Consider the following 25,368-nt stretch of genomic DNA (forward strand, 5'->3'; position numbering starts at 1 on the left):
GCGCTTCGACCCGACCAGCGCATGCGCGTCGCCATCGTCGGAGCCGGGGTCATCAGCGGCCAGTACCTCGACAGCCTCGCTCGATTGGACGACGTCAGACTCGTCGCGGTCGCGGATCTCGACGACGAACGTGCCCGGACCGCCGCCGAGCAGTACGGCCGCGGCGCCCGCGCGCTCACCGTCGATGAGCTGATGCGCGCCGACGACGTCGACGCGATCATCAACCTCACGATCCCGGCCGCGCACCTGGCCGTGTGCACGGCCGCCCTCGAATCGGGCAAGCACGTGTACGTGGAGAAGCCGCTCGCCCTGACCGTCGCCGACGGCCGCCAGCTGCTCGACCTGGCGAGCAGCCGACGGCTGCGGATCGCCGGGGCACCGGACACGGTGCTCGGGACGGGCCTGCAGACCGCGCGCGCCGTCATCGACGGCGGCCACATCGGAGTTCCCGTCGCCGCGAGCGCGAGCTGGTCCTCCCCTGGGCACGAGCGCTGGCATCCGGCACCCGACTTCTACTACAAGACCGGCGGCGGGCCGTTGTTCGACATGGGCCCCTACTACCTGACGGCGCTGGCCACGTTGCTCGGGCCGGTGCGAAGCGTCACGGCGACCACCGGACGCTCGGATCGCCGCAGATCGATCGCCACCGGCCCCCGCGCGGGAGAGCCCATCGCGGTCGAGGTCGACACGCATGTCACCGCTCTGCTCGAGCACGAGAGCGGCGCCGTCTCGACGGTGCTGCTGAGCTTCGAGCAGTGGGGGTCCCGTCAGCCGCGCATCGAGGTGCACGGCACGGCAGGGTCGGTGACAGTGCCAGATCCGAACATGTTCGACGGCTGCGTCGAGCTCCTGGGCACGGGACGAGAGTGGCAGGAAGTCCCTCCCCTGGCGGGATACGCGGACGCCGGGCGCGGCTACGGGGTGGCAGACCTGGCACGCGCGGTCGCCCAGAACGAGGCGCATCGCTCGTCGGCCGAGATGGCCCTGCACGTCCTGGAGATTATGGAGTCGATCGGCCTGGCGGCAGCGAGGCGAAGCGCGGTGTCGCTGTCGACCACCGCGCAGCGACCCGCCCCGGTTCCACTGACCCAGCTGCCCGCCCCGCGGACCGAGGTGGTCTACGGGCGACTGTAGCCCTCGCGTCGGGCGCGCGGATGAGCGCGCGGGCCACGCCGGACCGTGGCTCCGGATCGACCGCACTCGTACACATCCCGTTTGCCTTCACGGCGCAGTATGGTCGCCGCATCCCCCGCCGCAGGCCGTGGCGGGCGGATGCGCGGCACCTGAACCTCGGAGGAACGCATGGCCATCGAACAACCCCAGGACCTGCGCGAGTACATCGAGCACCTGCGCACGCTCGGCTACTCGGTGCGCGACGGCCACACGAACGACCCGGATCTCATCGACCCGCAGGGCAACCCGGTGTACACGTGGCAAGAGGGGTACCCGTACGAGGAGCGCCTCAGCCGCGACGAGTATGAGAGCGAGAAGTACCGCCTGCAGGTGGAGCTGCTGAAGTGCCAGTACTGGATGGAGGACAGCGACCAGCGCGCCGTGATCCTCTTCGAGGGGCGAGACGCTGCAGGCAAGGGCGGCACCATCAAGCGCTTCACGGAGCACCTCAACCCTCGCAAGGCGCGCGTCGTGGCGCTCGCGAAGCCGAGCGACCGCGAGCGCGGCCAGTGGTTCTTTCAGCGCTACATCCAGCACCTCCCCACCGACGGGGAGCTCGTCATGTTCGACCGCTCCTGGTACAACCGTTCCGGCGTGGAACGCGTCATGGGTTTCTGCACCGACGACGAGTACACGCAGTTCATGCAGCAGGCTCCCGCCTTCGAGAAGATGCTCGTCGACTCGGGCATCCACGTCACGAAGTTCTGGTTCTCGGTGTCGCGCACCGAGCAGCGCACGCGCTTCGCGATCCGCCAGCTCGACCCGGTGCGCCGCTGGAAGCTCTCCCCCATGGACCTCGCCTCGCTCGACCGCTGGGAGGACTACACGGCGGCGAAGGAGGAGACGTTCCGCCTTACCGACAAGAAGCACGCGCCGTGGACGATCATCCGCTCCAACGACAAGAAGCGCGCCCGCCTCAACGCGATGCGCTTCTGGCTCGGGCAGTTCGAGTACGAGGGAAAGGATCACGACGTCGTCACGAAGCCGGACCCGCTGCTCGTGATGCGCGGCAAGCAGGAGACCGCCGACGAGTAGGCGTGGCCTCACGCCCTAGGCTCTGACCATGCGCCACGCAGACTTCATCGACACGACCGAGGACGCCGCGAACGGGTTCGCGCTCCTCCTCGAGTCTGCGGACCACACCACCCCCGTCTCCTCGTGCCCCGGCTGGTCGCTCGTCGAGCTGGCGGTCCACCTCGGCGGCGTGCACCGGTGGGCGCGTGCGCAGCTGCTCGGCGGTGGGCAGCAGCTCGACCGTCAGACGCCGGATGCGCCGCTCGCCGACCGGGACGCGCTCGTCGCGTGGTTCCGCGAGGGCGCCGCGGACCTCGTGGCGACGCTGCGCGAGCTGCCGGAGGACGCGCCATGCTGGGCCCTCTACCCTCCTGCGCGTGCCTCGACGTGGGCGAGACGACAGGCGCTCGAGACGGCCCTGCACCTCTGGGACGCGAGCGACAGCCTCGGCATCGCGGTGCCGATCCGCCCAGACCTCGCCGCCGCCGGTGTCGCGGAGGTCGCCGAGGACATGTACCCGCGGCAGGTCGCGCTCGGACGGATGCCGTCGCTCGAGGAGCGCGTCGACCTGCGGATGCTGGACCGGCTCGAGCGCCCAGGCGACGGCGGCAGCTTCGGCCTGCGCGTCCGGCTCGGCCCCGTCGACGAGACACCGGCGGGCACCGCGAACACCCTCAGTGGAGCGAGACCGGCCGACGCGACGCTCGAGCTCACGGCCGAGGCCGCGCTGCTCCTCCTCTGGAAGCGGCGCGACCTCGCGGCGGTGGGTGCACGGGTCACCGGCTCCCGCGAAGTGCTCGAGCGTGTGCTCGGGAATCCGTTGGCCCCCTGAGCGCAGGAGAGCAAGCCCCTAGACACTAAGCGTCGCCGCGAATGGGTCTCGCGTGTGGTCGACGAGCGGGACCGGATCGACCGTGCTCTCGATGACCACGACCTCCCCGGCGGCCGCCGACTCCTCGATGGCGAGCATGATGTCGAGCACGTGCAGCGCCAGCTCCCCGGTCGCGACGTGCGGGAGCCCCTCCCGGATGCCCCGCGCCATGTCGAGCGCACCGTAGCCGCGGCCCGTGACCGTGCCCTCCTCCGGGTAGTCCTCCCAGGTCGGTTCGAGCACCTCCGCGTACTCCTGCGGGTGCCTGGCGACCCTCGTGCCCCCATCGGCGTGGTTCGGGTCCGGGGTCAGGAGCATCCCGCCCGCCCCGATGATCTCGACCGTACCCATCTCGGCGAGCGGGGAGTCGTTGCTGAAGGTGAGCTGCGCGCTCGCCCCGCTCTCGAACGTCACCAGCGCATCCACGTGCGTCAGCACCGAGACGGGGAACGACTGCCCGGTGAGCGGGCCGAGCTTGACGGTGCGCGTCTCCTTGGCCGTCGATCCCGTCGCGTAGACCTTGCGGACAGGGCCGAAGGCGCTCACGAGCGTCGTCACGTAGTACGGCCCCATGTCGAGCAGGGGGCCGCCTCCTTGGGCGAACAGGAAGGCCGGGTTCGGGTGGAAGAGGTCGGGGCCCGAGTAGCGCATCATGGTGCGCGCTGTGAGCGGGGTGCCGATGGCACCCGCCGCGAGGTGCCGCAGGGCGGTCTGGATGCCCGGGTTCAGCACCGTGTCGGGCGCCACTCCCACGCGCAGGCCGGCCGCGTCGGCGGCCACGAGGAGGGCCTTCGCCTCCTCCCGGTTGATGCCGATGGGCTTCTCGATCCACACGTGCTTGCCCGCCGCGATCGCGTCGAGGGCGACAGGCACGTGCGCCGCGGGGATGGTGAGGTTGATGACGATCTCGACCTCCTCGTTCGCGAGGACCGACGCCGGCGAGCCGGAGAAGGGAACGCCGTAGGTCTGCGCCTTCTCGGCGGCGAGCGCCTCGTTGAGATCACCGAGCGCGACGACTCGCACGTCGGGGAAGCGCACGAGATTGACGAGATACGCGTCGCTGATCATGCCGGTGCCGATGATGCCGATGCCCACGGGTCCGCGCTTGGCACCCGGCGCTGATGTGGATGCTGCAGCGGCTGCTGCTGCCTGCGGGAGGCTCATGCGCGGTTCTCCAGGTAGTCGAAGCTGGCGGCGATCGCGGCGAAGATGTCGCCGTCGAAGTGGTCGAACTCGATGACGGCGAACTCCGCCGACGGGGCGGCGTCGAGGGCCGCACCGAGCGGGATGACGCCCTGGCCGGCCGGAACCTGGCCGAGACCGGACGGGTCGAAGCGGGCATCCGTCAGGAACGGGTTCTCGACCTGGGGGCCGTCCTTGATGTGGAGCGCCTTGACGCGGTCGCCGAGGCGAGCGAGCAGAGCGGGAGCCTCCACGCCGCCGATGTGCGCCCAGTAGACGTCGATCTCGAGCACCACCTCGTCGTCGAGGAGCCCAGCCAAGTACTCGAGGGCCGGGACGCCGTCGATGCGGTTGCTGAGCTCCCACGCATGGTTGTGATAGCCGACGCGGAGGCCATGCTCGGCGGCCGCCTTCGAGGCCTCGTTGAGCGCCGCGGCCGTCGCCTCCACAGCCTCGCGAGTCGACCAGTCGAAGACGGCGGGATCGATGACGTACCGCATGCCGAGCTTCTTCGCCGCCTCGAATGTGGTCGCGTGGCCCGGCACCGGCGTCGTCACGCCGTCTCGCGTGACCTGGTTCGCGACGAGCATGGCGTGCCCCGTCGGGGCGGCGATGCCGTGCAGCTCGAAGGCCGCGGCGAGCTCGTCGGCGCGGTCGACGAACGCGAACGCCTCGACGTTGCGCACCCCGATGTTGGCGAGTCTCGCGAGGGTGCCGTCGAGGTCGACCTCGAGGTGCGAGTTGATGCTGTAGAGCTGCAGCGACGTCGCCGGGCGCTGCGATTCCTGTGGGGTGCCGGGTGCTGCTGGTCGGGTGGTGGGCACGTTGACTCCTGTGTCGGTGGGCGCCCGCCGCGTCGCGGTTCGCTCTCACTGGAGACGCTACAAGAAAATTGCCAATTGGCAACTTTCTTTCTCGGCTCAGCCGGTTCGGCCGAGCCTCTCGAGCAACCCCAGCGTGCCCGCGACGTCGACGCTCGGGTCCAGGAGCCAGCGAACCTGCAGCCCGTCGGATGCGGCCATGATCAGGTCGACGAGCATGGCCGCGTCCGCGCGGCGCTCCTCGGGCAGCGCCGCGAGCTGGCCGCCGACCTCGGCCGCCAGCTCGACCCTCGCCCGGGCGAACCGAGCCGTGAAGAACGAACGAGCAGGACCATCCCCAGCCTCGACCGACTTCGCGAGCATCTCCGTGAACAGCGAGACCATGCCGGGGAACCGCACGTTGAACTCGGCGCTCAGGCGCATCCGCTCCACGAGCGAGACGGAATCCGGCATGCGCTCGTCGTTGACGCGGTCGTGCTCGCGGATGACCTCGACGAGCAGCCCCTCTCGGGAGCCGAAGTAGTGCGTCAGCATGCCGTGAGAGACCCCGATGGACTCGCCGATCGCGCGCAGCGAGGCCCCGCTCGCGCCCGTCTCGCGAAGCCTCTCGTACGCCACCGCCAAGATCTCGCGCTTGCGCTCGACACCCTTCGCGTACCGACCCCGAACTCCGTCTGCTGCCACGCCCAGCATCGTAGCCGGGAGGTGGCAGGGCTGGCGGGAACAAGCCGGACGCACTGACCCCATGGTCCAGACCGATAAGACCTGCTGCCTGATCGGGGTTTTCTCAGCCACTGAGGGATCGGCGAGCCGAAATGTCGGTGGTGCGGTCCAAGATTCGGGTATGAACTCGTACGACGGTGAACCGCTGAAGGTCTTGGGGCTTGATCCTCACGACCCGGTGTCGGTGTTGGCGTGGCGGAAGTTCTTGCTGGATTGGGATGCGGATCTGGCGGTCATGGCGGCCGCTGTGGCCGCGGATCAGGTGCGGGTGCGTGCGAAGTTGGCGGAGATGGCGTCGGTTCTGGATGAGCTTGATGGCACCGAGGAGCATGCCATGCACGTGCAGTCGCTCGCGGCGGAGATCGCGTTGATCGAGCAAATCGGGCAAGCGGCGGCTGAGGGGGCTTTGTCGGATGCTGGGATCGCGGTGCGCGAGTTCCCTGGCTTCGTGGACGCGCTCGGGGAAGGCAAGCTCAGCGAGGAGCAGCTTCGGGTCCTCACGGGTGCTGGCTTGTCGGTGTCGCATGCGGACGCGGCTGAGCAGTCCGCGCGACGGGGTGAGTTCGTGCGGGTGATGCTCGCCGAGCTGGATTCTCGGGTGTTGCCGCCGAAGGCATTGCGGATGGCCGCGGCCCGCGTCGCGGAGTCGGTGACGGCGACGGAGAACGGCATGTGCATGCTGCGTGCCCGGCTCCCGCTGATCGAGGGCAAAGCCATCGCGGACCGGCTGCGGAAGCAGGGCAAGGCGCTCATCAGGGCACGACCGAAGCCCGCCCAGGCACGGCGAGCGCCAGAGGCTTCAGACGCTCCGGACGCACAAGAGGCTTCGGGCGTGCCGGACTTTTCAGATGGGCCGTCTGTTTCAGACGCGCCGGATGAGCGCACCATGGACGAGGTCAAGGCCGACCTGTTCACGGACATGCTCCTGACCTCCGACCCGATGTCCTGCGCGGCGGCGGCAGGTATCCAGGCGAACGTGCAGTTCACGATCCCGATCCTCACCGCCCTCACCAAGCTGAGCGGGAACGGTGCTGTCAGCGGCACAGGCAGCGGACCAGGCAGCGGCCGAGGCCCAGGCCCAGGCTCACGCCCAGGCCCAGGCCCACGCGTTCGTGGTGGTGGTGCGGCGAGCTGTGTTGCTGGCGCGGCCCGTCTCACCCCGGCTCCGGCGCTGCTCGATGGCATGATCCCGGTGCCCTTCGAGGAAGCGATCCGCCTCGCCGGCACCGCAACCTCGTTCGTGCGCATCCTCACCCACCCCATCACCGGCACCGTCACGGCCGTCGACACCTACCGACCCAGCGCAGCCATGCGCGCCTTCCTCGCTGCCCGCGACATTCACTGCCGCTGGCCCGGTTGCCGACAGCCCGCGACCCGATGCGACCTCGACCACACCCACGCCTGGGAACACGGCGGCAAAACCACCCTCGAGAACCTGTGCGGCTTCTGTAAACACCACCACGTCATGAAACACGCCACCGCCTGGACCGCCACCCAACTAGACGGCGGCGTCATGCAACTGCGCACCCCCAGCGGCAAGATCCTCACAGACAGACCCGAACACCACGACGTCTACTTCACACGCAACGACGAATACGAGACACCTGCGGCACCGCCCCAAGACTCTGTTGCGGAGACCGAGCGCACCCGAGCCCCAGAACCCAACGATGTTCCCGGCGACCCACCACCGTTCTAAGAGACACAACGAGGTACTTGCCACGCTCACCGCTGAGCCGAACGCGCCGAACGCGCCGCACACGTACGCACAACATGCCACGGACCCTTCCGGTGCGGGTGGCAGCACAGCGGGCACTTCCGGTGCGGGTCCGGTGCCGTTGCCCGTGCCGGTTCAGCGGCTCTCTAGATCTCGTCGACGGGGCGAGCCTCGTGATGGCGGGCGCCGTGCGTGCGCCGGTCCTCCTTCATCGCAGCCTCGGCGAGGTGACGCCGGCCTGCGACGAGCTGCTCCCTGACGTCGCGTTCTGCCGCCCGGAACGGCTCCCAGTAGGTGTCGTCGTAATCCTCGACGATCTGGAACGTCCACCGCCCTTCGATCACATTGCGGCCGACCAGCTCCGAGTCGAGCCGGTCGGCGAGCTCATCGTGACCCGCGTCCCGCAGTGCATCGGATGCCTCACCCAACGCCAGGTCGGCAGCCCCCGTCAACCGGTGGAAGCTGTAGAGCAGCCCGCGCGCCTGGTCGACCATCTCGAGCGCCTCAGTGAGCTTCCCCACGGCAGCGACGGTCGCCTCGTCGACGCCTTCCGGCGGCAGATGCTCGGCGCTTCGGCGCTCCCGCTGATCGTCGTCGGCCCCGGGCGCTCGCGTGTTCTCGTCGCTCATGGTGCGATTGTTGCGGCCGAGCCTGAGCGATCCGTGGACCCCCGCGCGGGACAGGTCCACACCTCCGGATTGGACCTCAAGTCCAACTGCGAGCGATTGGCACGAGCGCTCCCCGCCACCACACCCCTACGGTTGCCGCACGCGCCTCGTTCGCGCCGCATCCCCTCCGAAAGGACACCCCGTGACCACCTCGCGCCCCTTCGCCCAAATCGACGTCTTCTCCGAGACCCCCTACCTCGGCAACCCCGTCGCGGTCATCCTCGACGGCGAAGGACTCACGGGCGACGACATGCAGCGCATCGCACGATGGACGAACCTCTCCGAGACGACGTTCGTGCTGCCCACCACCGACGACGCGGCCGACTACCGACTGCGCATCTTCACCCCGGGCGGCGAGCTGCCGTTCGCCGGGCACCCGACGCTCGGCTCGGCGCACGCCTGGCTCGAGAACGGCGGTACCCCGAAGAAGGGCGGGCGCATCATCCAGGAGTGCGGCGCCGGACTCGTGGAGGTGCGCGTCGATGCGGGACGCGTGTCGTTCGCGGCCCCGCCGACCCTCCGCAGCGGTCCGCTCGAGCCGGAGCTCCTCGCGCGCATCATCGAGGCATATGGCATCACCAAGGAACAGGTCGTCGCCCACCAGTGGATCGACAACGGGCCCGGGTGGGCGGTCGTGCAGCTCGCATCCGCGCACGAGGTGCTCGATCTCGACCCCGACTTCTCGCTGCTGCCCGACGACATGGTCGGCGCCGTCGGCGCGTATCCGGCCGGGGCGGCGCACGCGTTCGAGCTGCGCAGCTTCGCGCCGCGCATCGGCGTCGACGAGGATCCGGTCTGCGGCAGCATGAACGCCTCGACGGCCCAGTGGATGCACCGCACGGGCACCGCGCCGGGCTCGAGCTGGCGGGTATCCCAGGGCGCGCGCCTTGGCCGCGCCGGCGACATCACCGTGACCGTCGACGACTCCGGCGCCGTCTGGGTTGGCGGCGCCACGACCACCCTCTTCACGGGAACCGCGCTCGCGTAACCGCTGCCGCTGCGCCTCGCGGCTGCCACGGCCCAGAGCGGACTTATGGTCGTCAAACCCGCTCCTTAGCAACCAAAAGTCCGCCCTGGATGGCGGCCCACGCTAGGGCCGGCCCGGGGAGTCAGCGCGGCGCAGCGCCCCGGCTCAGCCCTGGGGTGCCTTGCAGAGGCAGAACGGGTGGCCCGCGGGGTCGGCGTAGACCACGAATTCGTCGGGACTGCCGGGTTTGTCGCTTGCCTTGAGGAGACGGCCTCCGAGCTCGAGCACTCTCCGGTGCCCCTCGTCGAGGTCGTCGATGTAGAGGTCCAGATGGATCTGCTGCGGGGGTTGACCGTCAGGCCACCTCGGTGCCACGTGGTCAGGAGCGAGCTGGATGCCGAGCCTCCACTCGCCGTCAGCGTAGACACTGTGCCAGTCGTCCTCCTTCTCGACCGTGCCCTCGAGCAGGGACGCCCAGAAGGCACTCTCGGCCTCGATGTCAGCGGCGTCGAACACGACGATCGTGCGGCGAACCCTCATGGCCCCTCCATGGGTGTCAGCCTGCAGAACACGCTCACGCTGCGGAAGAACGCTGACCGGCATCTGCCAGACGACGCGCACGCTCAGCCTCGGCCTCACTTCCAGTGGCGGGGCCGCGTGAGCGAGTCCGGAAGCTGGGTCGTTGCGTCACCGAACGCCGCCGCCAGTTGCGGTTGCGTGAGGTGCAGCACGTGGCGCAGGTCGGCACCGTGCAGCTCGGCGTCCCGCAGGTCGGCGCCGAGGAGGTCGGCCCATCGCAGGTCCGAGCCGCGCAGCTTCGCCGCGATGAGCAGCGCCCCGCGCAGCTCGACGGCGCGCAGGTCGCCTCCGGCGAAATCGGTGCCGAGGTAGACGCCGCGCGGCTCGACTCGCGACCAGGCCCCGGATGCGCGGCGTCGGGGCGCGTGCATCCGTCGCACCTCGCGGCTCACGGCTCCCAGCAGTTCACCCGCGGCGGGCCTGCTCGACTCGACCGCTGCTCGCAGCACCGCGACATCGGGTGACGCGGCCTGCGCATCCACACGATCGAACAGGGCGTCGATTCGGCGCAGCAGCGGCCGGTCGGCGGTGCGCCGCCTCGCCTCGGTCAGCAGCCACAGCACCTCGTGCAGTTGACGCACGAGTGGGAACACGGCGAACATCGCGTCGCGCAGCCCCTCACCTTCGCGCCAGTCGCCACCACCGAAGGTCTCCTGGGTGACCCGCTGGCCGGCGCCGTGGCATTCGAAGACGGTGCAGCCCCGGTACCCGCGTTCGAGGAGCACCGCGTGGATGCCGCAGCCGAGGTTCTCGTCGAGGTTGCGGCAGGGTTTGCCTGCTGGCTTCTCGTGGGCGAAGTCGTCGCCCCGTGAGAAGGCGAGGGCCGAGCAGCAGAGCGCCACGCAGCGCGCGCAGTCGCTCTGGAAGCGCGTGTCGTCTGCATCCGCGCCACGCCCTGCGCCGGAAGCGCCCCCGGCGGATCCCCCGGAGCGAGGCCCGGCCAGTCGACCCGAAACGGGGTCGACGGTGAGCGGCATCGGCACGCTCGGCCGGTGCCGCAGCTGCTCGCTGGGGTCGCCTGGTGACATCGTGGCCACAGCCTACGTTCGCATCCGCACGCGCGCGCTGAGCGCCTTTCACCCTGTGGATCACTCTGAGCGAGCGAGCACGGCGCACACTCACGGGGAAATGTTCGGCGCACCGAACATTGTTCTTCCCCTGGCCGTAGCGCTATGCTCTGGTCATGCTGACCCCCGTGCTGCATGCAGCCAGACGGAAGGCCAACCGCATCGTCGCGGCCGGCCTCGCACTCGTCGCGCTCGCATCCCTCACCGCCTGTGCCCCCGCCGCCGAGGACGACGACCGCCCCGTCGTCCTCACAACCTTCACGGTGCTCGCCGACATCGCGCGGCAGGTCGCCGGCGACGAGCTGCGGGTCGAGTCGATCACCAAGGTCGGCGCGGAGATCCACGGGTACGAGCCGACCCCCCTCGACATCGCGAAGGCCTCCGAGGCCGACCTGATCCTCGACAACGGCATGAACCTCGAGGCGTGGTTCGAGCAGTTCGTCGCGAGCATGGACGTGCCGCACGTCGTCGTCAGCGACGGCGTCGAGGAGGTGCCGATCGCGGGCGACGCCTACGCGGGGCTCCCCAACCCGCATGCCTGGATGTCGCCCCTCAACGTGCAGCTCTACGTCGACAACATGGCCACCGCGTTCGCCGACCTCGCGCCAGCAAGCGCGAGCATCTTCGAGGAGAACGCCGCCGCCTACAAGGCCGAACTGCAGGCCGTGCACGACGAGCTCGTCGCCGCGATCGAACCGCTCCCCACCTCGCAGCGCGCTCTCGTCACGTGCGAGGGAGCCTTCTCCTACCTCGCCCGCGATGCCGGGCTCGAGGAGGTCTACATCTGGCCCGTCAACGCCGAGCAGCAGGCCACGCCGCAGCAGATCGCCGGCGTCATCGACCACGTGCGCGACAACGGCGTGCCCGCCGTGTTCTGCGAGTCGACCGTCTCGGATGCCCCCATGCGACAGGTCGTCGACGCCACGGACGCCGAGTTCGGCGGCACCCTCTACGTTGACTCGCTGAGCGAGGAGGACGGCCCAGTGCCCAGCTACCTCGACCTCATCCGGCACGACGTCGACACGATCGTGGCCGGCCTCACCGGCGAGCAGGGGCGCGCCTCGTGAGCCCAGCATCCAGCGGCGCGCCTGCCGGCACCCTCGCATCGCCCGCCATCGAGGTCGACGCCCTCACCGTGCACTACGGCGAGGTGCTCGCGCTCGACGGCGCCAGCCTCGCCATCTCGCCGGGGCGGGTGTGCGGCCTCATCGGCATGAACGGCTCCGGCAAGTCGACGCTCTTCAAGTCCATCATGGGGGTCGTCCGCCCCGATGCGGGCACCGTCCGCATCCTCGGCGGCACATCGGCGGATGCGCGCAAGCGGGGCAGCGTCAGCTACGTCCCGCAGAGCGAGCAGGTCGACTGGGACTTCCCACTCTCGGTGCGCGATGTGGTCATGACGGGCCGCTACGGGCACCTCGGCGTCACCAGGAGGCCGAAGGCGCGCGACCACGCCGCCGTCGATGCGGCGCTCGAGCGCGTCGAGCTGAGTGACCTCGCGGGGCGCCAGATCGGGCAGCTCTCCGGCGGGCAGCGCAAGCGCGCTTTCGTCGCCCGCGGCATCGCCCAGGAGGCCCAGGTGCTGCTGCTCGACGAGCCCTTCGCCGGCGTGGATACGCGCTCCCAGACGACCATGACGCGCCTCCTTCGCGAGCTCGCGGCGCAGGGCGTCTGCATCCTCATCGCCACCCACGACCTCGGCTCCCTGCCCGAACTCGCCGACGAGGCCGTGCTCTTCAACCGGCGCGTCCTCCTGCACGCGAGCCCCGAGGAGATCATCCGACCGGAGAACCTGGCCCTCGCCTTCGGCATCGACACCGGCAAGGGGGCAGCCGCATGAGCCCCGCATCCGCCGCCAGAGTTGTGACGAAGTGCACCCTCCCGCCGCCGCGACAGCAACCATCCACAACTCTCCGCGACGGGCGAGGCGCGTGCGGCGCGCACGGCGAACGCCGCGAGCACCGCGAACCCCGAGATGGAGACCGCGCATGAATCTCGTCGACCTCGTCCTCGAGCCGCTCGGCTACGAGTTCATGGTGCGGGCCCTCATCACGACGATCATCACGGCCATCGTCTGCGCCCTCCTCAGCTGCTGGCTGGTCCTCATCGGCTGGTCCCTCATGGGCGACGCCGTCTCGCACGCTGTCCTTCCCGGGGTCGTGCTCGCCTACATCGTGGGCGCACCGTTTGCGCTCGGTGCCCTCGTGTTCGGGCTCGTCGCCGTCGGACTCATCGGCGTCATCCGCGACACGAGCAGGGTGAAGGAGGACGCGGCGATCGGCATCGTCTTCACGACCCTGTTCGCGTTCGGCCTCGTCCTCATCTCGGTCACCCCCAGCCAGACCGACCTCAGCCACATCCTCTTCGGCAACCTCCTCGGCGTGAGCAACACCGACCTCGTGCAGATCGGCATCCTCGCCGCCATCGTCGCGGTCGTGCTGCTCGTGAAGCGGCGCGACTTCACACTCGTCGCCTTCGACGCGACGCACGCCCACGCGATCGGCCTCAACCCGCGCCTCCTGCGCGGCGCGCTCCTCGGGCTCCTCGCGCTGACGGCCGTCGTCGCGCTGCAGACCGTCGGCGTCATCCTCGTCGTCGCGATGCTCATCATCCCGGGAGCCACCGCGACCGTGCTCACGCGCAGCTTCGCGCGGATGCTCGTCATCGCCCCGATCGTGTCGGTCGTCTGCTCGGCCATCGGCCTCTACGCCAGCTACTACCTCGACGCGGCGTCGGGCGGCATGATCGTGCTCGCGCAGGGCGTCGCGTTCCTGCTCGCCTACCTGCTCTCGCCAACGCAGGGGCTCGTCACGTCGCGCGTCGTCGCGCGTCGCCGCGCGAAGGTCGCGTAGCGATCACGCTGTCAGGCTGACGTCACCCAGACCGCTCGGGCGGCCACTGGGCCCAGGGCGAACTGGGGCGCAATCGCGATGTCCGCGCCGGGGGCCGCATCCACGACGCTCAGCACCAGCGACTCGGAGTACGGGTCGCTTTCGCCGATCTCGAGTCGCGCCCCGACGGTGACCCCCTTCGCGGCGAAGTACTTGAGCAGCTCGGGATCGGAGTCGGAGATGCGCTCCACGACAACGCGCGCGCCCACGTCGAGGCTGCTGAGCAGAACAGCCTGCGGGATGCTCACCTCTCCGGCTGCGGACGGGATCGGGTCGCCGTGCGGGTCGCGCTCCGGGTGCCCGAGCAGAGCGTCGATCCGCTCGACCATGAGGTCGGACACCGAATGCTCGAGGTTCTCGGCCTCGTCGTGCACCTCGTCCCACCCGTAGTGCAGCACCTCGACGAGGAACGTCTCGAGCAGCCGGTGCCTGCGAATCATGGCGAGCGCGTGCGCGCGACCCTCAGCCGTGAGCGAGATGCTGCCGTAGCGGGCATGCTCGAGGAGGCCCTGGTCGGCGAGTTTTCGGATGCCCTCGGACACGGTCGAGAGCCGGAGCTGCAGGCGCTCGGCGACGATCGTCGCCGTGACGGGCGCATCCGACCACTCTTGGAGACTCCAGACCACCTTGAGGTAGTTCTGCGCGCTCACCGAGAGTTCTGACACCGACATGCGGACAAGCCTACGGGGCAGGGTGCGCGGCGCGCGGATGCCCGGAACGCGACCGTCGCGACGGCCGAGGGTCAGGCGCTCCAGCGGTCGCCGAAGCGGCTCTCGCCCGCGAGCATCGTCCACACCGTGGTGCTGAGCGGCGGGTACTCGGTCGCGATGCGGCGCATGAGCTGCGCGTCGTGAGCGCCGCTCTCCGGCGCCTCGTCGCCACCCCGCTCGAGCGCTTCGGCGCGCATGAGCAGCACGACCAGCTCGTCGACGGTCGGCAGCTCCTGCATGAAGCGCCACGGGTCCTCCCCGTTGCGGGCGCGCGCGTAGATCATCGTCTCGCGCTCGTCCTGCGCCTCGGCGCGCAGGACCTCCAGGCTGGCTCGCCTGGTCAGTTCGTAGCGCTCGGTTTCCACGCGACGAGCCTACGCGCCACCTCGTCATCCCGCTGGGACTTGTGGAATGGGCCAGGTGTGCCTGTGGACAGCGGCCCGCCCGGGGTGCCCCCGCGTGAGAGTCTTCTCACCTGCCAGGCTCTGGACTCCTGCGCCCCAGATAATCGATGGATGCGGGTGATGACGGCGGGCGAAGCGAGACTGGAGGTGCGGCCGCGCTCTTCGGTGCGGGTGCGCATCCTCGCGTCGATCCTGCTCGTCACGATGCTCGGCATGGTCGTCGCGGGCGCCACGAGCTACGTCGCCGCCCGCGAGCGCGTGCTCACGGGCGTCGACGAACGACTCGTCACCGTGGCCGAGAGCGTACGCGGGCTCGTGAGCGGGCAGGAGCTCGCGGCGCCGACGACACCTGACTCGGCCAGTCCGTCTGCTTCGGCCAGCCCGTCATCTACGGCCAGCCCGTCAGCGACCGCACCAGACGCCGCTCGGACGTTCGCGAACTCCACCGAGGCGCTCGAGCTCGTCATGCAGCGCCTCATCCCGGAACGCAACGAGGGAGCCCTCGGGCTCATCGACGGGGCGCCCGCCTTCATCCCGTCCACCGCGACTCCGTTCTCGCTCGTCGACCTGCCCGCGCTCGTCGAACGAGCCGTGAGCGAGACCGCCGACGGCTCGGTGCGTATGGGCACCTTCGTCGACGCCACCCACGCGCTCCGGTATGTGGCCGTGCCGTTCACGGTGGGCGACGGCTCGAGCACGGCCCTCTACCTCGCGGCCTACGACCTGCGTGCCGAGCTCGCCGACACCAACAGCACCTTCCAGACCTACTCTCTGGTCGCCGTCGCCGCCCTCATCGTGGTCGGGCTTGTCGGCTGGTTCGTCGCGGGCCGCCTCCTCAGGCCCCTGCGCGAGCTGCGGGAGACGGCGGCCTCCATCACGGGCAGCAACCGATCCGCGCGCATCCCTGTCGTCGGCCACGACGACGTGTCGGCCCTCACCGCGACGATCAACGGCATGCTCGACCGCCTCGACGGCTCCCTCACCGCCCAACGGCAGCTGCTCGACGACGTGCGCCACGAGCTGAAGACCCCCATCACGATCGTGCGCGGACACTTCGAGATCCTCGACCCGACGGATCCCGCAGAGACCAGAGAGACGGTTGCCCTGGCCCTCGACGAGCTCGACCGGATGAGCGAGCTCATCGACGACATCGAGGCTCTCGCCGTCAGCGAGCAGCAGGGGCTGCTGAGCCTGGCGCCGTGCGACGTGCTCGAGCTGACCGAGCAGGTGCATGCGAAGGCGAGCGCCCTCTCGGCGCACCGATGGGTGCTCGAGCAGACCGCCCCCGTTGTCGTCGATGTCGACGCGCGGCGCATCACGCAGGCCTGGCTCCAGCTCGCCGACAACGCGGCGAAGTACTCGCCAGCGGGCTCCCGGGTCGGCCTCGGGAGTCTCGTGGATGCGCGCGGTGAGTTGCGCCTGTGGGTGCGCGACGAGGGCGTCGGCATCCCCGCGTCAGCCCAGGAGCGCGTCTTCGACCGCTTCGGGCGGGCCGAGACGGGGCGCAGCCAGACGGGATCCGGGCTCGGACTGTCGATCGTGCAGTCCATCGCGCGCGGCCACGGCGGGCGGGTCGAACTCGAGAGCGAACCGGGCGTCGGATCGATGTTCAGCATCGTGCTGCCCGGCGCCGGCGCCGGACTCGCCTCGAAGCCGACCGACACGACTTCCGAATCCCAGCGAGAGGACCCCGCATGAGCAGCATCCTGGTCGTCGAAGACGAGGCGCGCATCGCCTCGTTCGTCGAGAAGGGCCTGAAGTCGAGCGGTTACGCCGTGACGGTCGCGGCCAACGGCACCGACGGCTTCGAGCTCGCCCGCGGCGGTGACTTCGATCTGGTGCTCCTCGACGTCGGACTCCCAGGGCTCGATGGCTTCGAGGTCCTCGACCGGCTGCGCGCCGAGGGCAGCGCCGTGCCCGTCATCATGCTCACGGCCCGGACCTCGGTCGAGGCGACAGTGCGGGGCCTCGACGGTGGGGCCAACGACTACCTCGCGAAGCCGTTCAAGTTCGACGAGCTGCTCGCCCGCATCCGCCTGCGGCTTCGGGACGCGGGCCAGGTGGCGGCCACCGAGCTCACGCATGACGACCTGCTGCTCGACCTCCGAACGCGCCGCGTGCGGGTGAACGGCGTCGACATCGACCTCTCGGCGCGCGAGTTCGGCCTCGCCGAGCAGTTCTTCGGGAACCCCGGTCAGGTGCTCAGCCGCGAGCAGCTGCTGAGCCGAGTGTGGGGGTTCGACTTCGATCCTGGCTCGAACGTCGTCGACGTGTACGTGCGCTATCTGCGCGGCAAGATCGGTGCGGACCGCATCGAGACGGTGCGCGGCATGGGCTACCGCCTGCGCTGAGGCGAACTCGGACGCCCCGACGGTATGCGTCCGCGCCGCAGGTCAGTCCTCGTCGTCCCCATCGTCGTCGTCGTCATCATCGTCGTCGTCGTCGATCTGCGACGGCCCGACGGGGTCGACCGGTACGGGCGCCTGGATGCTCCCCGTCGGCAGCGAGGGCTGCACCGGGTCCGGCACGCTGCTGGGCGACGGCGAGCCGGTGCCGGCCGGGGCAGTCGGCGACGGGGTCACGCTGATGGTCGTCACGGGAGTCTGCGCACCGACGATGGGCCCGACGTCGAGGGACTCGCCCGGTGACGAGCGCAGCGACATGGCCTGAGCGAACGTGACCCCGGCGAGCGCGATCGCGAGCGCGCCGGCGCTCGTGAGGGCAAGCATCAGCCAACGCGGGCGGGGCTTCTGGCTGGTCATCGTCTCGGCTCCTTCGAGAGTGCGACGGCGAAGTCGAGGATGCGGTCCGGCAGCGCGTCGAGCCCGGCCCCGCCGCGGACCGCCGCGCCGAAGGCGTGCGAGAGCAGGTGGGTGAGGGCGACCGCGTTGGCGCGGATGCTCAGGTCGGGGTCGTCGGTGAGCGTTCCGGCCTGTCCTGGGCTGTTCCAGGTGTGCGCGAAGTCGCCCCACGCGAGGCGCACGAGTTCGGCGAGCTCGAACGTCGAGGTCCGGAGCTCGGCCCTTCCGCAGAGGTCGTGCGTGAGGGCGGTCACGATCGCGTGTGCATAGAGTCCGCCGAGGTCATCGGCGAGGTCGCCGACGCCCGCCGTGTCGATGTCGACGACGCCCGTGATCGTGGCGCGGCCGTCGGTCTGGGCGTGCGGCTCGACGAAGATCTGGCCGAGGTGGAGGTCGCCGTGCACGGTGCGCGCTGGCCCCGGGCGCGCACGGGCGACCTCCGCGCGGATGCACGCGGCCACCCCATCGATGTCGGCCCTGCGCGCGGGGAGGAGATCGTAGAGGCGCAGCAGGTACCAGTCGAGTCCCGCCGTCAGGCTCGCGCGGGCCCCGCGGGAGACCCTGGCGGCGCCGATGGACGCGACCAGTGACTGCAGCTCCCGCAGGAACGCGAGCCGCGCATCCGGTGTTCGTGGCACGTGTGAGTCGGCGGGAACGCCCGGCATGCGCTCGAGGGCGACGAGGCCCGCCTCACTCCAGCCTCGGCTTCGCGGCACTGCCACGCCGGCACCGGCGAGTTCCTCGTGGATGCGGTGCAGCGGTTCTGCGTGCCCCGGTCGGACGACCTTGAAGAAGAGGGTCCCCTCGGGGCCGGCGAGACGCAGCACCGCCCGGCGCCCTGGCCGGTACGCGAGCATCTCGAGCTGCCCCTCGCCGACGGCGCCGAAGCGCGCCGCGGTCTCGCGCGCGGAGTCGGGGAACGCCGTCGCGGGGAGGGCGGAAGGGGTCGTGGGTAGCGCCACACGCGCACCTGCTCGCGGGTCGCGGGGTTCTGCACGGTGGTCCACTGCTGCGATTCGCCAGCGACCGAAGCGGCCGCGGGGTTCGTCGCCGTATCGATGAACAGACGGATGCGCTCGTCCGGTCCCTGCAGCGACGCGAGCTCGACGTCGTAACCGGCAAGCACGCCGTCGCCGCTCGGCTCAGCGCAGGCGAGCGTGACCGACGCCACCTCGCGGCCGGTGCCCGTGGCGACGGCCTCGATCACCTGCCTGGCTGCTGCGAACATGTGCTCCTCCTGCGGCGCTGCGCTGAGCTGCTGTCGTGCTGAGTGTCGAACTGAGTTCTCGGCCGCAGCGTCCCGCGGCTCTGCCTCGAACCTACCGGGGTCGCAGCGCGACAGCCCGGGAACGTGCTCAGCTGTGGAGAACGCCGACTACGCGCTCGGCACGGACGGCGGCGTCTGCGCGCTCACCGGGCTCTGCGCGGAGACGGGGCTCTGGGCGCTCACCGGGCTCTGCGCGGACACGGGGCTCTGAACAGTCGGCGCGCTCTGCGGGGTCTGCGCCGAGACGGGGCTCGGGGAGCTGAAGACGGGCGTCGCGGTCGGTGAGGCGCTGGTGCCCGTCGATGGGGAGGCCGACGGGGTAGTGGATGCGGCTGGGCTGCTCGTCGCGGACGGCGTCGAGAGGGTGAGCTGCTCGCCGGGCACGTCGCGCACCTCGAGGGCGTTGGCGACGCCCGCCCCGCCGACGGTCAGGATGCCGAGACCGAGGGCGCTGGCCGAACCGACGATGATCCAGGTGTTCTTCTTCTTGTTCATGGCTGCTGCCTCCTGTTGACTGCCGAGGCGTGACTTCGCCCCGGTAGCCCCAAGTCTCGTGAGCGTTCATGAGACGCACAGTGGCCTGAAGATGAGAGCGGCCTCATCTTCGCGCGGGCGCCGCCGCGCAGGCGCGGACGCGTGAGGGGCGGGTGGATGCGTGCATCCACCCGCCCCTCACGTCAAGAGCTGGAGTCGATCAGGCGGTCTGGCCCCGGTGCTTGCCCTCCGCGACTTCCTCGACGAGCTTCGCGTTGAAGGCGGGGAGGTCGTCTGGCGTTCGGCTCGAGACGAGGCCCTGGTCGACGTGGACCTCTTCGTCGACCCACGTCGCGCCGGCGTTGATGAGGTCGGTCTTGAGGCTAGGGAAGCTCGTGAGCGTGCGCCCGTCGAGCACCTTCGCGTCGGTGAGGATCCACGCGCCGTGGCAGATCACTGCGACCGGCTTGTGCGCCTCGAAGAAGTCGCGCACGAAGCTGACCGACGCCTCGTCGAGGCGGAGCAGGTCCGCGTTGCCGACTCCGCCGGGCAGGACAAGCGCGTCGAAGTCAGTTGCTCTGGCGTCGCCCGAGGCGAGGTCGACGGCCTGCTCGTGCCCGTTCTTGCCCTTCACGCTGCCGGACTCGGGTGAGACGAGTGACGCATCGCCTCCGGCTTCGGTCACGGCGCCCCATGGGCTCGTGAGCTCGCTGTCCTCGAAGTCGTTCGTGAGGAGGAAGGCCACGCGCTTGGTGTCGAGAGTCGTCATTGCTGATCGTCCTTTCGTCGGGGGGAAAGAGTGTGCTGCTCGATCGAAGCCGGGATGTCGAGCCGCGACGAGCAGGCATCCACCGTCTCGCACGGACCTCCCTGAAACGTGGACGGCCCGTGTGCGCGACCTGGCTGTCAGCTGGACGAACCCAGGAGGAGCTTCCGCAGCGCCGCCTCCCCAGACCCGCGCCCCCTCGACGACCCGCCCCTCGTCGTAGGCCTCGATGACCCTTGGATCGATGTAGCTCGAACGCGCGACCGCCGGCGTGTTCCCGAGCAGTTCCGCGGTATCCCGCACCGCCTGCGCGACGAGTGACGTGCGCTCGCGCACCGTCGCCCCTACGCCCAGCTCGGCCAGTCGCCCCGCGGCGAAGACCGTGCCGTGCAGCGTGCGGAAGTCCTTCGCCGTGAACTCGCCCTTCGTTCGCATCCTGATGTCGTCGTTGACTTCCCGAGCCGAGAGGCGACGCCAGGCGCGGCCGTCCCTCCACGACAGGATGCGCCGCCCCGGCGACCCGCTCGCCTTGCGCTCGCCGAGGAACGTGACGAGTTCGAGGTCCTCGATGAGGGCGCTCCACGGCACCCCGCTCTTGCCCTTGAACTCGAGCAGCACCTGCTCATCCTGCAGCGAGATGTGCCGGTTCAGGAGCGTCGTCAGTCCGCGGTGCCCGAACTGCTTCGCGGACCGCTCACTCCCGACGCGCAGGAACGCCGTGTCGAGGAGCTTGAAGCTCGCCGCGAGCGATGCCTCACGTCCGTCATTCACCGTGCGAAGCGCGCGGGTCGCCGCGCGCCGCGCCGACGGCAGCACGCGCGAGAGCTCCAGGGCCCGGTCGAAGGTCACGATCTGGCGCTTCGCGGTCCAGTCGGGATGGTAGATGTACTGCGTGCGGCCAAGCGCATCCACGCCCACCGCCAGCACGTGGGCGTTCTCGTGCGGCGCGATGCGCACGTCTCGCCACGCCGGCGGGATGGCGAGCGATGCGAGTCGAGCGCGCACCACGGGGTCGACGATGCGCTCACCGCGCTCGTCCCGGTAGCTGAAACCGCTCCCGGCTGCCTGCCGCGTCCACGCGGATTGAGTCGGCGTCCACCTTCGCAGTCGAACCATCTGTCTTGGCTAGCACCTGCGCGCCCCGCGAGGCAAGAGCTGAACGGCCATCGGCTGGATGGCGTATTTCTAGGAGGTATCGCCTTCCCACAGATGTGGTGAGAACCCTCCACAGATCCCGTGGAAGTGGCTCCGCGCACATGTCGATGCGCGAGGATGCGACTATCCGTTCGAGACGGTCGCCAATGACGGCAGGAGCCTCATGCCATTCCCCGTTCCACCTCTCACCGCGACGATGCCCGCCGAGGGCCGAGTCGACCGCCTCTCCGAGCATACGTATCGCGTCGTCAAGGACGGCCGCATCCTGGGTTTCATCAACAAGATCGACGAACTCTGCGTCGTCTCGGCCGGATCCGACGCCGGGGCCGCCCTCGAGGTGCTGCAGACCCGCGACTTCGCGCGCGCGGTCAAGGAGCTCCAAGACCGAGCCTGACCCATGACCCCACGCCGCAGCTCCCCGGCCCGCTGGAAGACAGCGGGCCTTGGAGTCGTGGCCACCCTCACGGCGACCCTCGCGCTGACCGGATGCACCGCGGCCGGATCGGGAGCGAGTTCGGAATCAGCCACCGGCACGTTCGCGCCGGCTCCCCCCGCCTCGTCGGCACCCCCTGACCAGCCGGGCGGCGCCACGGAGGCCGCCGGCGACCTGATCTTCGCCGCCACCGCCGACGACCGGCATTCGTGGATCACGGCCGAGGCCCGCGTCTCGGGCGTCACTCGATCCGGCACCTGCGAGTACACCGCGAGCGCCGAGGGCGTCGACACGATCACGCGCACCGCCAAGGCCCTCGCCAGCAACTACGACACCGTCTGCGGCGACATCTCCTTCGAGCTCGGCACGCCGGGGACCTACACGATCACGGTGACCGTCACCGATGTCACGGACCAGCCGCTCACGGCCAGTACCGACGTCGAGTTCCTGGGCGCATCCGCCGACTGACCCCGGGCCGCGCGAGCCTACCGTCCGCGGCGCACGAGGTGGCTGGCCCTCGCGCCCGCCCCGCGCAGGAGCCGCTCGAGCTCGTCCGAGCGATGACCGAGACGCGGCGACTCGAGCGAGAGTGCGACCGCTCCGATCACCTCACCCGAGGCGCTGCGCACGCCGACGGCCGCGCACGTGTGACCTGGCACGAACTCCTCACGCTCCCAGGCCACGCCCCGCAGCCGCACCCGTTCGAGGTGTCGCTCGAGCTCGTCGCGCGACGTGATCGTCGCATCCGTGAACGAGGGCATGCCGTTCGCGTCGAGGAATGAGTCACGCTCCTCCACGCTCATGCCGGCGAGGATGATCTTGCCGAACGCCGTCGCGTGTGTCGCCTCGTGGAAGCCGAACTCGAGGGGGCGGATGCGCTGTGCACGCGCCGAGTCGGCGACGTGCGCCACGACCACATCCGTGCCCCGGTAGACCGCGAAGTACGCCGCAACGTCGCCGGCCTCATGCAGCGCCTGCACGACCGCCCGCATGGGAGGCGAGACCCCGAGCTGCTGGTGCAGCGCCCGGCCGAGCTCGTGCACCTTGTAGCCCAGCTCGAACCGGCGCTCCTCGCGCAGGTGCACGAGGTAGTCCGCATCCACCAGCAGCTGGGCGAGCCGGTAGACGGTTGGCAGCGAGAACCCGAGCGTCTCCTTGATCTCAGTCGCGGTCGCGCCGCCGTTCTGGGCGACGAGCTCCAGCAGCGACAGCGCCTTGAGCGTGCTCGAGGAAGGCGCGGCCGACGCCGTGCCCGGGCCCGCGTCGCCCTCGAGGGGAGGCACGGCGGCGATCGAGGGGGCGGATCTGCTTTCGGGGGCATCCACGTCGACACTCACCGCAGCAGTATGCGCAGTGAAGACTGGACCCGCGGTGAGTGTCGCGTGGCTCATGACGTCTCCCTACAGCTCGCCGGCGCGCAGCTGCGTCGCCAGGTAGTCGGCCTGGCGCATGGCGAGCGCCACGATCGTGAGCGTCGGGTTGGCCGCGGCGCTCGTCGTGAACACGGATCCGTCGCCCACGAACAGGTTCGGCACGTCGTGGGATGCACCCCACCGGTCGACGACCCCGTCCTCGGGTCGCTCGCTCATGCGCGCCGTCCCGAGGTTGTGGGTCGACGGATACGGCGGGGTGCGGTGCACGTGCTCCGCACCGACCGCCTCGTAGAGCAGCGTGCCGCGGTCGTAGCCGTGCTCGCGCATGGCCACGTCGTTGGGGTGGTCGTCGTAGTGCACGTTCGGGACGGGCAGCCCGTTCGCATCCGTCACCGAGCGGTTCAGGGTGATGCGGTTCGACTCCTGCGGCAGATCCTCACCGACGATCCACATGCCGGCCGTGTTCTCGTAGGCGTCGAGCACCGAGGTGAACGATTTGCCCCACGCGCCGGGGTCGGCGAAGCTCGCCAGGAACGCGGGCCCGAGCGAGAGGGTCTCCATGAAGTAGCCGCCCACGAAGCCGCGGCTCGGGTTGTGGCCGGACTCATCCCGGATCACGCCGGCCATCGTCTCGCCGCGGTACATGCGCACCGGCTTGTCGAAGCGGGCGTACAGCGAACCGGTCGTGTGGCGCATGTAGTTGCGCCCGACCTGGCCGGACGAGTTCGCGAGGCCATCGGGGAACAGCGAGCTCGCACTCAGCAGCAGGAGGCGTGGCGTCTCGATCGAGTTGCCCGCCACGACGACGACCCTGGCCCGCTGGCGCTGCAAGTTGCCGTCCCGGTCGAGGTACAGCACCCCATCCGCTCGCCCGTCGACGTCATGCGTGATCTGCACGGCGTGGCTCTCCGTGCGGAGGTCGAGGAGCCCCGTCGCGAGGGCACGCGGGATCTCGCGCACCATCGTGCTCCACTTCGACTTGTTCTTGTCTCCCTGGAAGTTGAAGCCGTCCTGAATGGATGCGGGCCGCCCGTCGTACGGCTCCGCGTTCGTCCCATACGGCCCCGTCGAATAGTGCGTGTACCCGGCCCGCTTCGCACCCTCGGCGAGCACCTTGTAGTTGTTGTTGGCCGGCAGCGGCGCCCGACCGCCCGTGTGCGTCGAGCCGATCGCGTCCTCGGCCTTCACATACCAGGGCGCGAGCTCGTCAAGCGTGATCGGCCAGTCGAGGAGGTTCGCCCCGTCGACGCGACCGTACGTGCTGCGCGCCTTGAACTCGTGCTCGTAGAAGCGAGGCGTCGCGCCGGACCAGTGCGTCGTCGTGCCACCGACCGCCTTCACGATCCACGCGGGAAGGTTCGGGAAGTCCTTCGCGATGCGCCACGACCCGCTCGTGGTGCGCGCATCCAGCCACGCCATCTGGTTGAAGGCCTGCCACTCGTTGTTCTCGTAGTCCTCGTTCTGCAGGTACGGGCCAGCCTCGAGGACAACCACCGGGATGCCCTTCGCGGTCAGCTCGTGCGCGATCGTGCCGCCTCCCGCCCCGGAGCCGACGACGACGACGACCTCGTCGTCCTGCGAGATGGGCTTCCCGAACCGCGTGGGGCGTGCGCCCGTGTCCTCGGTCATCGCTCGACTCCTTCGTGGCTCGCGGCGAGATCGCCTGGCTGGTTGGTGGAGATGGGGTTGCCGTCGCCGGCCGCCTCGGCTGCGGATGCCGCCGGGATGCGCACGGCACCCGTCTGCGGACGCTTCAGTCCGGGCAGCGGCGAGAACGGCACATCCGCCGGCTCCTCGATGAGTGGCTCGGGCACCCAGTCGAGGTCGTTGAAGCCCCGGTTCACGTACCCGCCGAGCTCGAACGAGGAGCCCTCGTAGCCGACCGCCTTCCACACCTCCGGGTCGTCGTAGAGGTTCAGCACCGTCGTGCGGCGGATGAAGCCGAAGAAGTCGGTGTGCTCGATGCTGCGCAGCACGGCCGTCGCCTGGTCCTCGTCGAGGGCGGTGAAGTCGCCCGCCGACAGGGAGTCGAGCGTGAGGAGCCCCTGCGTGAGCGTCACCCGAAGCCACGTCGACGACTTCGACTCCTCGAGGATGATCTGCGCGGTCCGCTCGTACGGGGAATCGGGGAAGGACGGGTGCGGGAATGCCACCCGGATGACGCGCACGAGCAGATCTCGAGCGTGCTCGGTGAGCTCTGTCTCGTTGAGCTGGGGGTACTTGGCCGGATATGCCATGGGTGTCGCTCTCCTCTCCATTGAGGTCTTGGTATGCAGTGGTCCCGATAGGCCCGTCGAGGCCGGACTCGAACCGTC

At 70.0% G+C, this 25,368-nt stretch carries 27 protein-coding genes and 1 pseudogene; 12 read left to right on the plus strand and 16 right to left on the minus strand.

The window, feature by feature from the left end:
* The first annotated feature begins 21 nt into the window (after nucleotides 1-21).
* From ACQFZP_RS08325 to ACQFZP_RS08335, 3 genes are all read left to right on the plus strand, one after another.
* Complete coding sequence (locus ACQFZP_RS08325) at nucleotides 22-1,134, plus strand: Gfo/Idh/MocA family protein (protein ID WP_211891501.1); 1,113 nt, start codon at nucleotides 22-24, stop codon at nucleotides 1,132-1,134.
* Nucleotides 1,135-1,302: 168 nt separating this feature from the next.
* Complete coding sequence (ppk2, locus tag ACQFZP_RS08330; RefSeq protein WP_211891008.1) at nucleotides 1,303-2,208, plus strand: polyphosphate kinase 2; 906 nt, start codon at nucleotides 1,303-1,305, stop codon at nucleotides 2,206-2,208.
* Nucleotides 2,209-2,236: 28 nt separating this feature from the next.
* Nucleotides 2,237-3,019: a maleylpyruvate isomerase family mycothiol-dependent enzyme gene (locus tag ACQFZP_RS08335; RefSeq protein ID WP_211891009.1), complete on the plus strand. Its 783-nt coding sequence runs from the start codon at nucleotides 2,237-2,239 to the stop codon at nucleotides 3,017-3,019.
* 18 nt (nucleotides 3,020-3,037) lie between these two features.
* On the opposite strand, the gene ACQFZP_RS08340 is transcribed toward ACQFZP_RS08335, so the two are convergent.
* The 3 genes from ACQFZP_RS08340 to ACQFZP_RS08350 form a co-directional block, all read right to left on the minus strand.
* On the minus strand, nucleotides 3,038-4,222 hold the full coding sequence (locus tag ACQFZP_RS08340) for a Gfo/Idh/MocA family protein (protein WP_211891010.1): 1,185 nt from the start codon (nucleotides 4,220-4,222) through the stop codon (nucleotides 3,038-3,040).
* Nucleotides 4,219-5,064, minus strand: coding sequence for a sugar phosphate isomerase/epimerase family protein (locus ACQFZP_RS08345; protein ID WP_211891011.1), 846 nt, complete (start codon nucleotides 5,062-5,064; stop codon nucleotides 4,219-4,221). Before ACQFZP_RS08345 ends, ACQFZP_RS08340 begins: the two co-directional genes overlap by 4 nt.
* A 96-nt stretch (nucleotides 5,065-5,160) precedes the next feature.
* On the minus strand, nucleotides 5,161-5,745 hold the full coding sequence (locus tag ACQFZP_RS08350; protein WP_179557822.1) for a TetR/AcrR family transcriptional regulator: 585 nt from the start codon (nucleotides 5,743-5,745) through the stop codon (nucleotides 5,161-5,163).
* Nucleotides 5,746-5,806: 61 nt separating this feature from the next.
* On the opposite strand from ACQFZP_RS08350, the gene ACQFZP_RS08355 reads away from it, so the two are divergent.
* Nucleotides 5,807-7,480, plus strand: a complete 1,674-nt coding sequence (locus ACQFZP_RS08355) for an HNH endonuclease signature motif containing protein (RefSeq protein ID WP_211891012.1) — start codon at nucleotides 5,807-5,809, stop codon at nucleotides 7,478-7,480.
* A 164-nt stretch (nucleotides 7,481-7,644) separates the two neighbouring features.
* On the opposite strand, the gene ACQFZP_RS08360 is transcribed toward ACQFZP_RS08355, so the two are convergent.
* Nucleotides 7,645-8,127, minus strand: a complete 483-nt coding sequence (locus tag ACQFZP_RS08360; RefSeq protein ID WP_179557820.1) for a hypothetical protein — start codon at nucleotides 8,125-8,127, stop codon at nucleotides 7,645-7,647.
* 181 nt (nucleotides 8,128-8,308) lie between these two features.
* On the opposite strand from ACQFZP_RS08360, the gene ACQFZP_RS08365 reads away from it, so the two are divergent.
* Nucleotides 8,309-9,154: a PhzF family phenazine biosynthesis protein gene (locus tag ACQFZP_RS08365; protein ID WP_307852792.1), complete on the plus strand. Its 846-nt coding sequence runs from the start codon at nucleotides 8,309-8,311 to the stop codon at nucleotides 9,152-9,154.
* Nucleotides 9,155-9,298: 144 nt separating this feature from the next.
* On the opposite strand, the gene ACQFZP_RS08370 is transcribed toward ACQFZP_RS08365, so the two are convergent.
* Both ACQFZP_RS08370 and ACQFZP_RS08375 read right to left on the minus strand, forming a co-directional pair.
* A complete protein-coding gene (locus ACQFZP_RS08370) occupies nucleotides 9,299-9,673 on the minus strand; it encodes a VOC family protein (RefSeq protein ID WP_211891013.1) in 375 nt (124 codons plus the stop codon).
* Between the two features lie 95 nt (nucleotides 9,674-9,768).
* On the minus strand, nucleotides 9,769-10,740 hold the full coding sequence (locus ACQFZP_RS08375; protein ID WP_249312271.1) for a pentapeptide repeat-containing protein: 972 nt from the start codon (nucleotides 10,738-10,740) through the stop codon (nucleotides 9,769-9,771).
* A 155-nt stretch (nucleotides 10,741-10,895) separates the two neighbouring features.
* Here ACQFZP_RS08375 and ACQFZP_RS08380 point away from each other — a divergent pair, with 155 nt between their 5' ends.
* The 3 genes from ACQFZP_RS08380 (at nucleotide 10,896) to ACQFZP_RS08390 (ending at nucleotide 13,631) form a co-directional block, all read left to right on the plus strand.
* Nucleotides 10,896-11,846, plus strand: a complete 951-nt coding sequence (locus ACQFZP_RS08380) for a metal ABC transporter substrate-binding protein (protein WP_211891014.1) — start codon at nucleotides 10,896-10,898, stop codon at nucleotides 11,844-11,846.
* On the plus strand, nucleotides 11,843-12,619 hold the full coding sequence (locus tag ACQFZP_RS08385; protein WP_211891015.1) for a metal ABC transporter ATP-binding protein: 777 nt from the start codon (nucleotides 11,843-11,845) through the stop codon (nucleotides 12,617-12,619). Before ACQFZP_RS08380 ends, ACQFZP_RS08385 begins: the two co-directional genes overlap by 4 nt.
* A 148-nt stretch (nucleotides 12,620-12,767) precedes the next feature.
* Nucleotides 12,768-13,631, plus strand: coding sequence for a metal ABC transporter permease (locus tag ACQFZP_RS08390; RefSeq protein WP_104312952.1), 864 nt, complete (start codon nucleotides 12,768-12,770; stop codon nucleotides 13,629-13,631).
* Between the two features lie 11 nt (nucleotides 13,632-13,642).
* On the opposite strand, the gene ACQFZP_RS08395 is transcribed toward ACQFZP_RS08390, so the two are convergent.
* Both ACQFZP_RS08395 and ACQFZP_RS08400 read right to left on the minus strand, forming a co-directional pair.
* On the minus strand, nucleotides 13,643-14,341 hold the full coding sequence (locus ACQFZP_RS08395; protein WP_211891016.1) for a metal-dependent transcriptional regulator: 699 nt from the start codon (nucleotides 14,339-14,341) through the stop codon (nucleotides 13,643-13,645).
* A 71-nt stretch (nucleotides 14,342-14,412) separates the two neighbouring features.
* Complete coding sequence (locus ACQFZP_RS08400; protein WP_244296265.1) at nucleotides 14,413-14,745, minus strand: tryptophan synthase subunit alpha; 333 nt, start codon at nucleotides 14,743-14,745, stop codon at nucleotides 14,413-14,415.
* Nucleotides 14,746-14,895: 150 nt separating this feature from the next.
* On the opposite strand from ACQFZP_RS08400, the gene ACQFZP_RS08405 reads away from it, so the two are divergent.
* A complete protein-coding gene (locus ACQFZP_RS08405) occupies nucleotides 14,896-16,482 on the plus strand; it encodes a sensor histidine kinase (protein ID WP_211891017.1) in 1,587 nt (528 codons plus the stop codon).
* Entirely contained in the window at nucleotides 16,479-17,135 is a 657-nt protein-coding gene (locus ACQFZP_RS08410; protein ID WP_211891018.1) for a response regulator transcription factor, read from the plus strand. Before ACQFZP_RS08405 ends, ACQFZP_RS08410 begins: the two co-directional genes overlap by 4 nt.
* Nucleotides 17,136-17,177: 42 nt before the next feature.
* Here ACQFZP_RS08410 and ACQFZP_RS08415 read toward each other — a convergent pair whose 3' ends face one another.
* From ACQFZP_RS08415 to ACQFZP_RS08435, 5 genes and pseudogenes are all read right to left on the minus strand, one after another.
* Entirely contained in the window at nucleotides 17,178-17,546 is a 369-nt protein-coding gene (locus ACQFZP_RS08415; RefSeq protein ID WP_211891019.1) for a hypothetical protein, read from the minus strand.
* The gene (locus ACQFZP_RS08420) at nucleotides 17,543-18,547 is read right to left on the minus strand and encodes a phosphotransferase family protein (protein ID WP_211891020.1); all 1,005 of its coding nucleotides are present in this window, start codon (nucleotides 18,545-18,547) and stop codon (nucleotides 17,543-17,545) included. Before ACQFZP_RS08420 ends, ACQFZP_RS08415 begins: the two co-directional genes overlap by 4 nt.
* Before the next feature lie 413 nt (nucleotides 18,548-18,960).
* Nucleotides 18,961-19,347, minus strand: coding sequence for a hypothetical protein (locus tag ACQFZP_RS08425; protein ID WP_211891021.1), 387 nt, complete (start codon nucleotides 19,345-19,347; stop codon nucleotides 18,961-18,963).
* A 199-nt stretch (nucleotides 19,348-19,546) separates the two neighbouring features.
* Nucleotides 19,547-20,095, minus strand: coding sequence for a type 1 glutamine amidotransferase domain-containing protein (locus ACQFZP_RS08430; protein ID WP_211891022.1), 549 nt, complete (start codon nucleotides 20,093-20,095; stop codon nucleotides 19,547-19,549).
* A gap of 309 nt (nucleotides 20,096-20,404) precedes the next feature.
* Nucleotides 20,405-21,208: pseudogene (locus tag ACQFZP_RS08435) on the minus strand (DNA topoisomerase IB); the annotation flags it as partial.
* A gap of 202 nt (nucleotides 21,209-21,410) precedes the next feature.
* Here ACQFZP_RS08435 and ACQFZP_RS08440 point away from each other — a divergent pair.
* Both ACQFZP_RS08440 and ACQFZP_RS08445 read left to right on the plus strand, forming a co-directional pair.
* Complete coding sequence (locus tag ACQFZP_RS08440) at nucleotides 21,411-21,641, plus strand: hypothetical protein (RefSeq protein WP_151424219.1); 231 nt, start codon at nucleotides 21,411-21,413, stop codon at nucleotides 21,639-21,641.
* Nucleotides 21,642-21,644: 3 nt separating this feature from the next.
* A complete protein-coding gene (locus tag ACQFZP_RS08445) occupies nucleotides 21,645-22,148 on the plus strand; it encodes a hypothetical protein (RefSeq protein ID WP_211891023.1) in 504 nt (167 codons plus the stop codon).
* A gap of 17 nt (nucleotides 22,149-22,165) precedes the next feature.
* On the opposite strand, the gene ACQFZP_RS08450 is transcribed toward ACQFZP_RS08445, so the two are convergent.
* From ACQFZP_RS08450 to ACQFZP_RS08460, 3 genes are read right to left on the minus strand one after another with little or no spacing between them, the layout of a single operon-like run.
* On the minus strand, nucleotides 22,166-23,071 hold the full coding sequence (locus ACQFZP_RS08450; protein WP_211891024.1) for an IclR family transcriptional regulator: 906 nt from the start codon (nucleotides 23,069-23,071) through the stop codon (nucleotides 22,166-22,168).
* A 9-nt stretch (nucleotides 23,072-23,080) separates the two neighbouring features.
* Nucleotides 23,081-24,682: a GMC family oxidoreductase gene (locus tag ACQFZP_RS08455; protein ID WP_211891025.1), complete on the minus strand. Its 1,602-nt coding sequence runs from the start codon at nucleotides 24,680-24,682 to the stop codon at nucleotides 23,081-23,083.
* Complete coding sequence (locus ACQFZP_RS08460) at nucleotides 24,679-25,290, minus strand: hypothetical protein (protein WP_179557806.1); 612 nt, start codon at nucleotides 25,288-25,290, stop codon at nucleotides 24,679-24,681. The genes ACQFZP_RS08455 and ACQFZP_RS08460 overlap by 4 nt, the downstream gene beginning before the upstream one ends.
* Nucleotides 25,291-25,368: the final 78 nt, after the last annotated feature.

Origin of the sequence: Pseudoclavibacter sp. Marseille-Q434 (assembly GCF_050315415.1) — a bacterium.
Lineage (GTDB): Bacteria > Actinomycetota > Actinomycetes > Actinomycetales > Microbacteriaceae > Pseudoclavibacter.

Bases quoted from the DNA above. Each gene is read 5' to 3' on its own strand.
- ACQFZP_RS08325 (WP_211891501.1), top strand. From the start codon at position 22: ATGCGCGTCGCCATCGTCGGAGCCGGGGTCATCAGCGGCCAGTACCTC.
- ppk2 (WP_211891008.1), top strand. From the start codon at position 1,303: ATGGCCATCGAACAACCCCAGGACCTGCGCGAGTACATCGAGCACCTG.
- ACQFZP_RS08335 (WP_211891009.1), top strand. From the start codon at position 2,237: ATGCGCCACGCAGACTTCATCGACACGACCGAGGACGCCGCGAACGGG.
- ACQFZP_RS08340 (WP_211891010.1), bottom strand. From the start codon at position 4,222: ATGAGCCTCCCGCAGGCAGCAGCAGCCGCTGCAGCATCCACATCAGCG.
- ACQFZP_RS08355 (WP_211891012.1), top strand. From the start codon at position 5,807: ATGGTCCAGACCGATAAGACCTGCTGCCTGATCGGGGTTTTCTCAGCC.
- ACQFZP_RS08360 (WP_179557820.1), bottom strand. From the start codon at position 8,127: ATGAGCGACGAGAACACGCGAGCGCCCGGGGCCGACGACGATCAGCGG.
- ACQFZP_RS08370 (WP_211891013.1), bottom strand. From the start codon at position 9,673: ATGAGGGTTCGCCGCACGATCGTCGTGTTCGACGCCGCTGACATCGAG.
- ACQFZP_RS08375 (WP_249312271.1), bottom strand. From the start codon at position 10,740: ATGTCACCAGGCGACCCCAGCGAGCAGCTGCGGCACCGGCCGAGCGTG.
- ACQFZP_RS08380 (WP_211891014.1), top strand. From the start codon at position 10,896: ATGCTGACCCCCGTGCTGCATGCAGCCAGACGGAAGGCCAACCGCATC.
- ACQFZP_RS08390 (WP_104312952.1), top strand. From the start codon at position 12,768: ATGAATCTCGTCGACCTCGTCCTCGAGCCGCTCGGCTACGAGTTCATG.
- ACQFZP_RS08395 (WP_211891016.1), bottom strand. From the start codon at position 14,341: ATGTCGGTGTCAGAACTCTCGGTGAGCGCGCAGAACTACCTCAAGGTG.
- ACQFZP_RS08405 (WP_211891017.1), top strand. From the start codon at position 14,896: ATGCGGGTGATGACGGCGGGCGAAGCGAGACTGGAGGTGCGGCCGCGC.
- ACQFZP_RS08410 (WP_211891018.1), top strand. From the start codon at position 16,479: ATGAGCAGCATCCTGGTCGTCGAAGACGAGGCGCGCATCGCCTCGTTC.
- ACQFZP_RS08415 (WP_211891019.1), bottom strand. From the start codon at position 17,546: ATGACCAGCCAGAAGCCCCGCCCGCGTTGGCTGATGCTTGCCCTCACG.
- ACQFZP_RS08425 (WP_211891021.1), bottom strand. From the start codon at position 19,347: ATGAACAAGAAGAAGAACACCTGGATCATCGTCGGTTCGGCCAGCGCC.
- ACQFZP_RS08430 (WP_211891022.1), bottom strand. From the start codon at position 20,095: ATGACGACTCTCGACACCAAGCGCGTGGCCTTCCTCCTCACGAACGAC.
- ACQFZP_RS08440 (WP_151424219.1), top strand. From the start codon at position 21,411: ATGCCATTCCCCGTTCCACCTCTCACCGCGACGATGCCCGCCGAGGGC.
- ACQFZP_RS08445 (WP_211891023.1), top strand. From the start codon at position 21,645: ATGACCCCACGCCGCAGCTCCCCGGCCCGCTGGAAGACAGCGGGCCTT.
- ACQFZP_RS08450 (WP_211891024.1), bottom strand. From the start codon at position 23,071: ATGAGCCACGCGACACTCACCGCGGGTCCAGTCTTCACTGCGCATACT.
- ACQFZP_RS08455 (WP_211891025.1), bottom strand. From the start codon at position 24,682: ATGACCGAGGACACGGGCGCACGCCCCACGCGGTTCGGGAAGCCCATC.
- ACQFZP_RS08460 (WP_179557806.1), bottom strand. From the start codon at position 25,290: ATGGCATATCCGGCCAAGTACCCCCAGCTCAACGAGACAGAGCTCACC.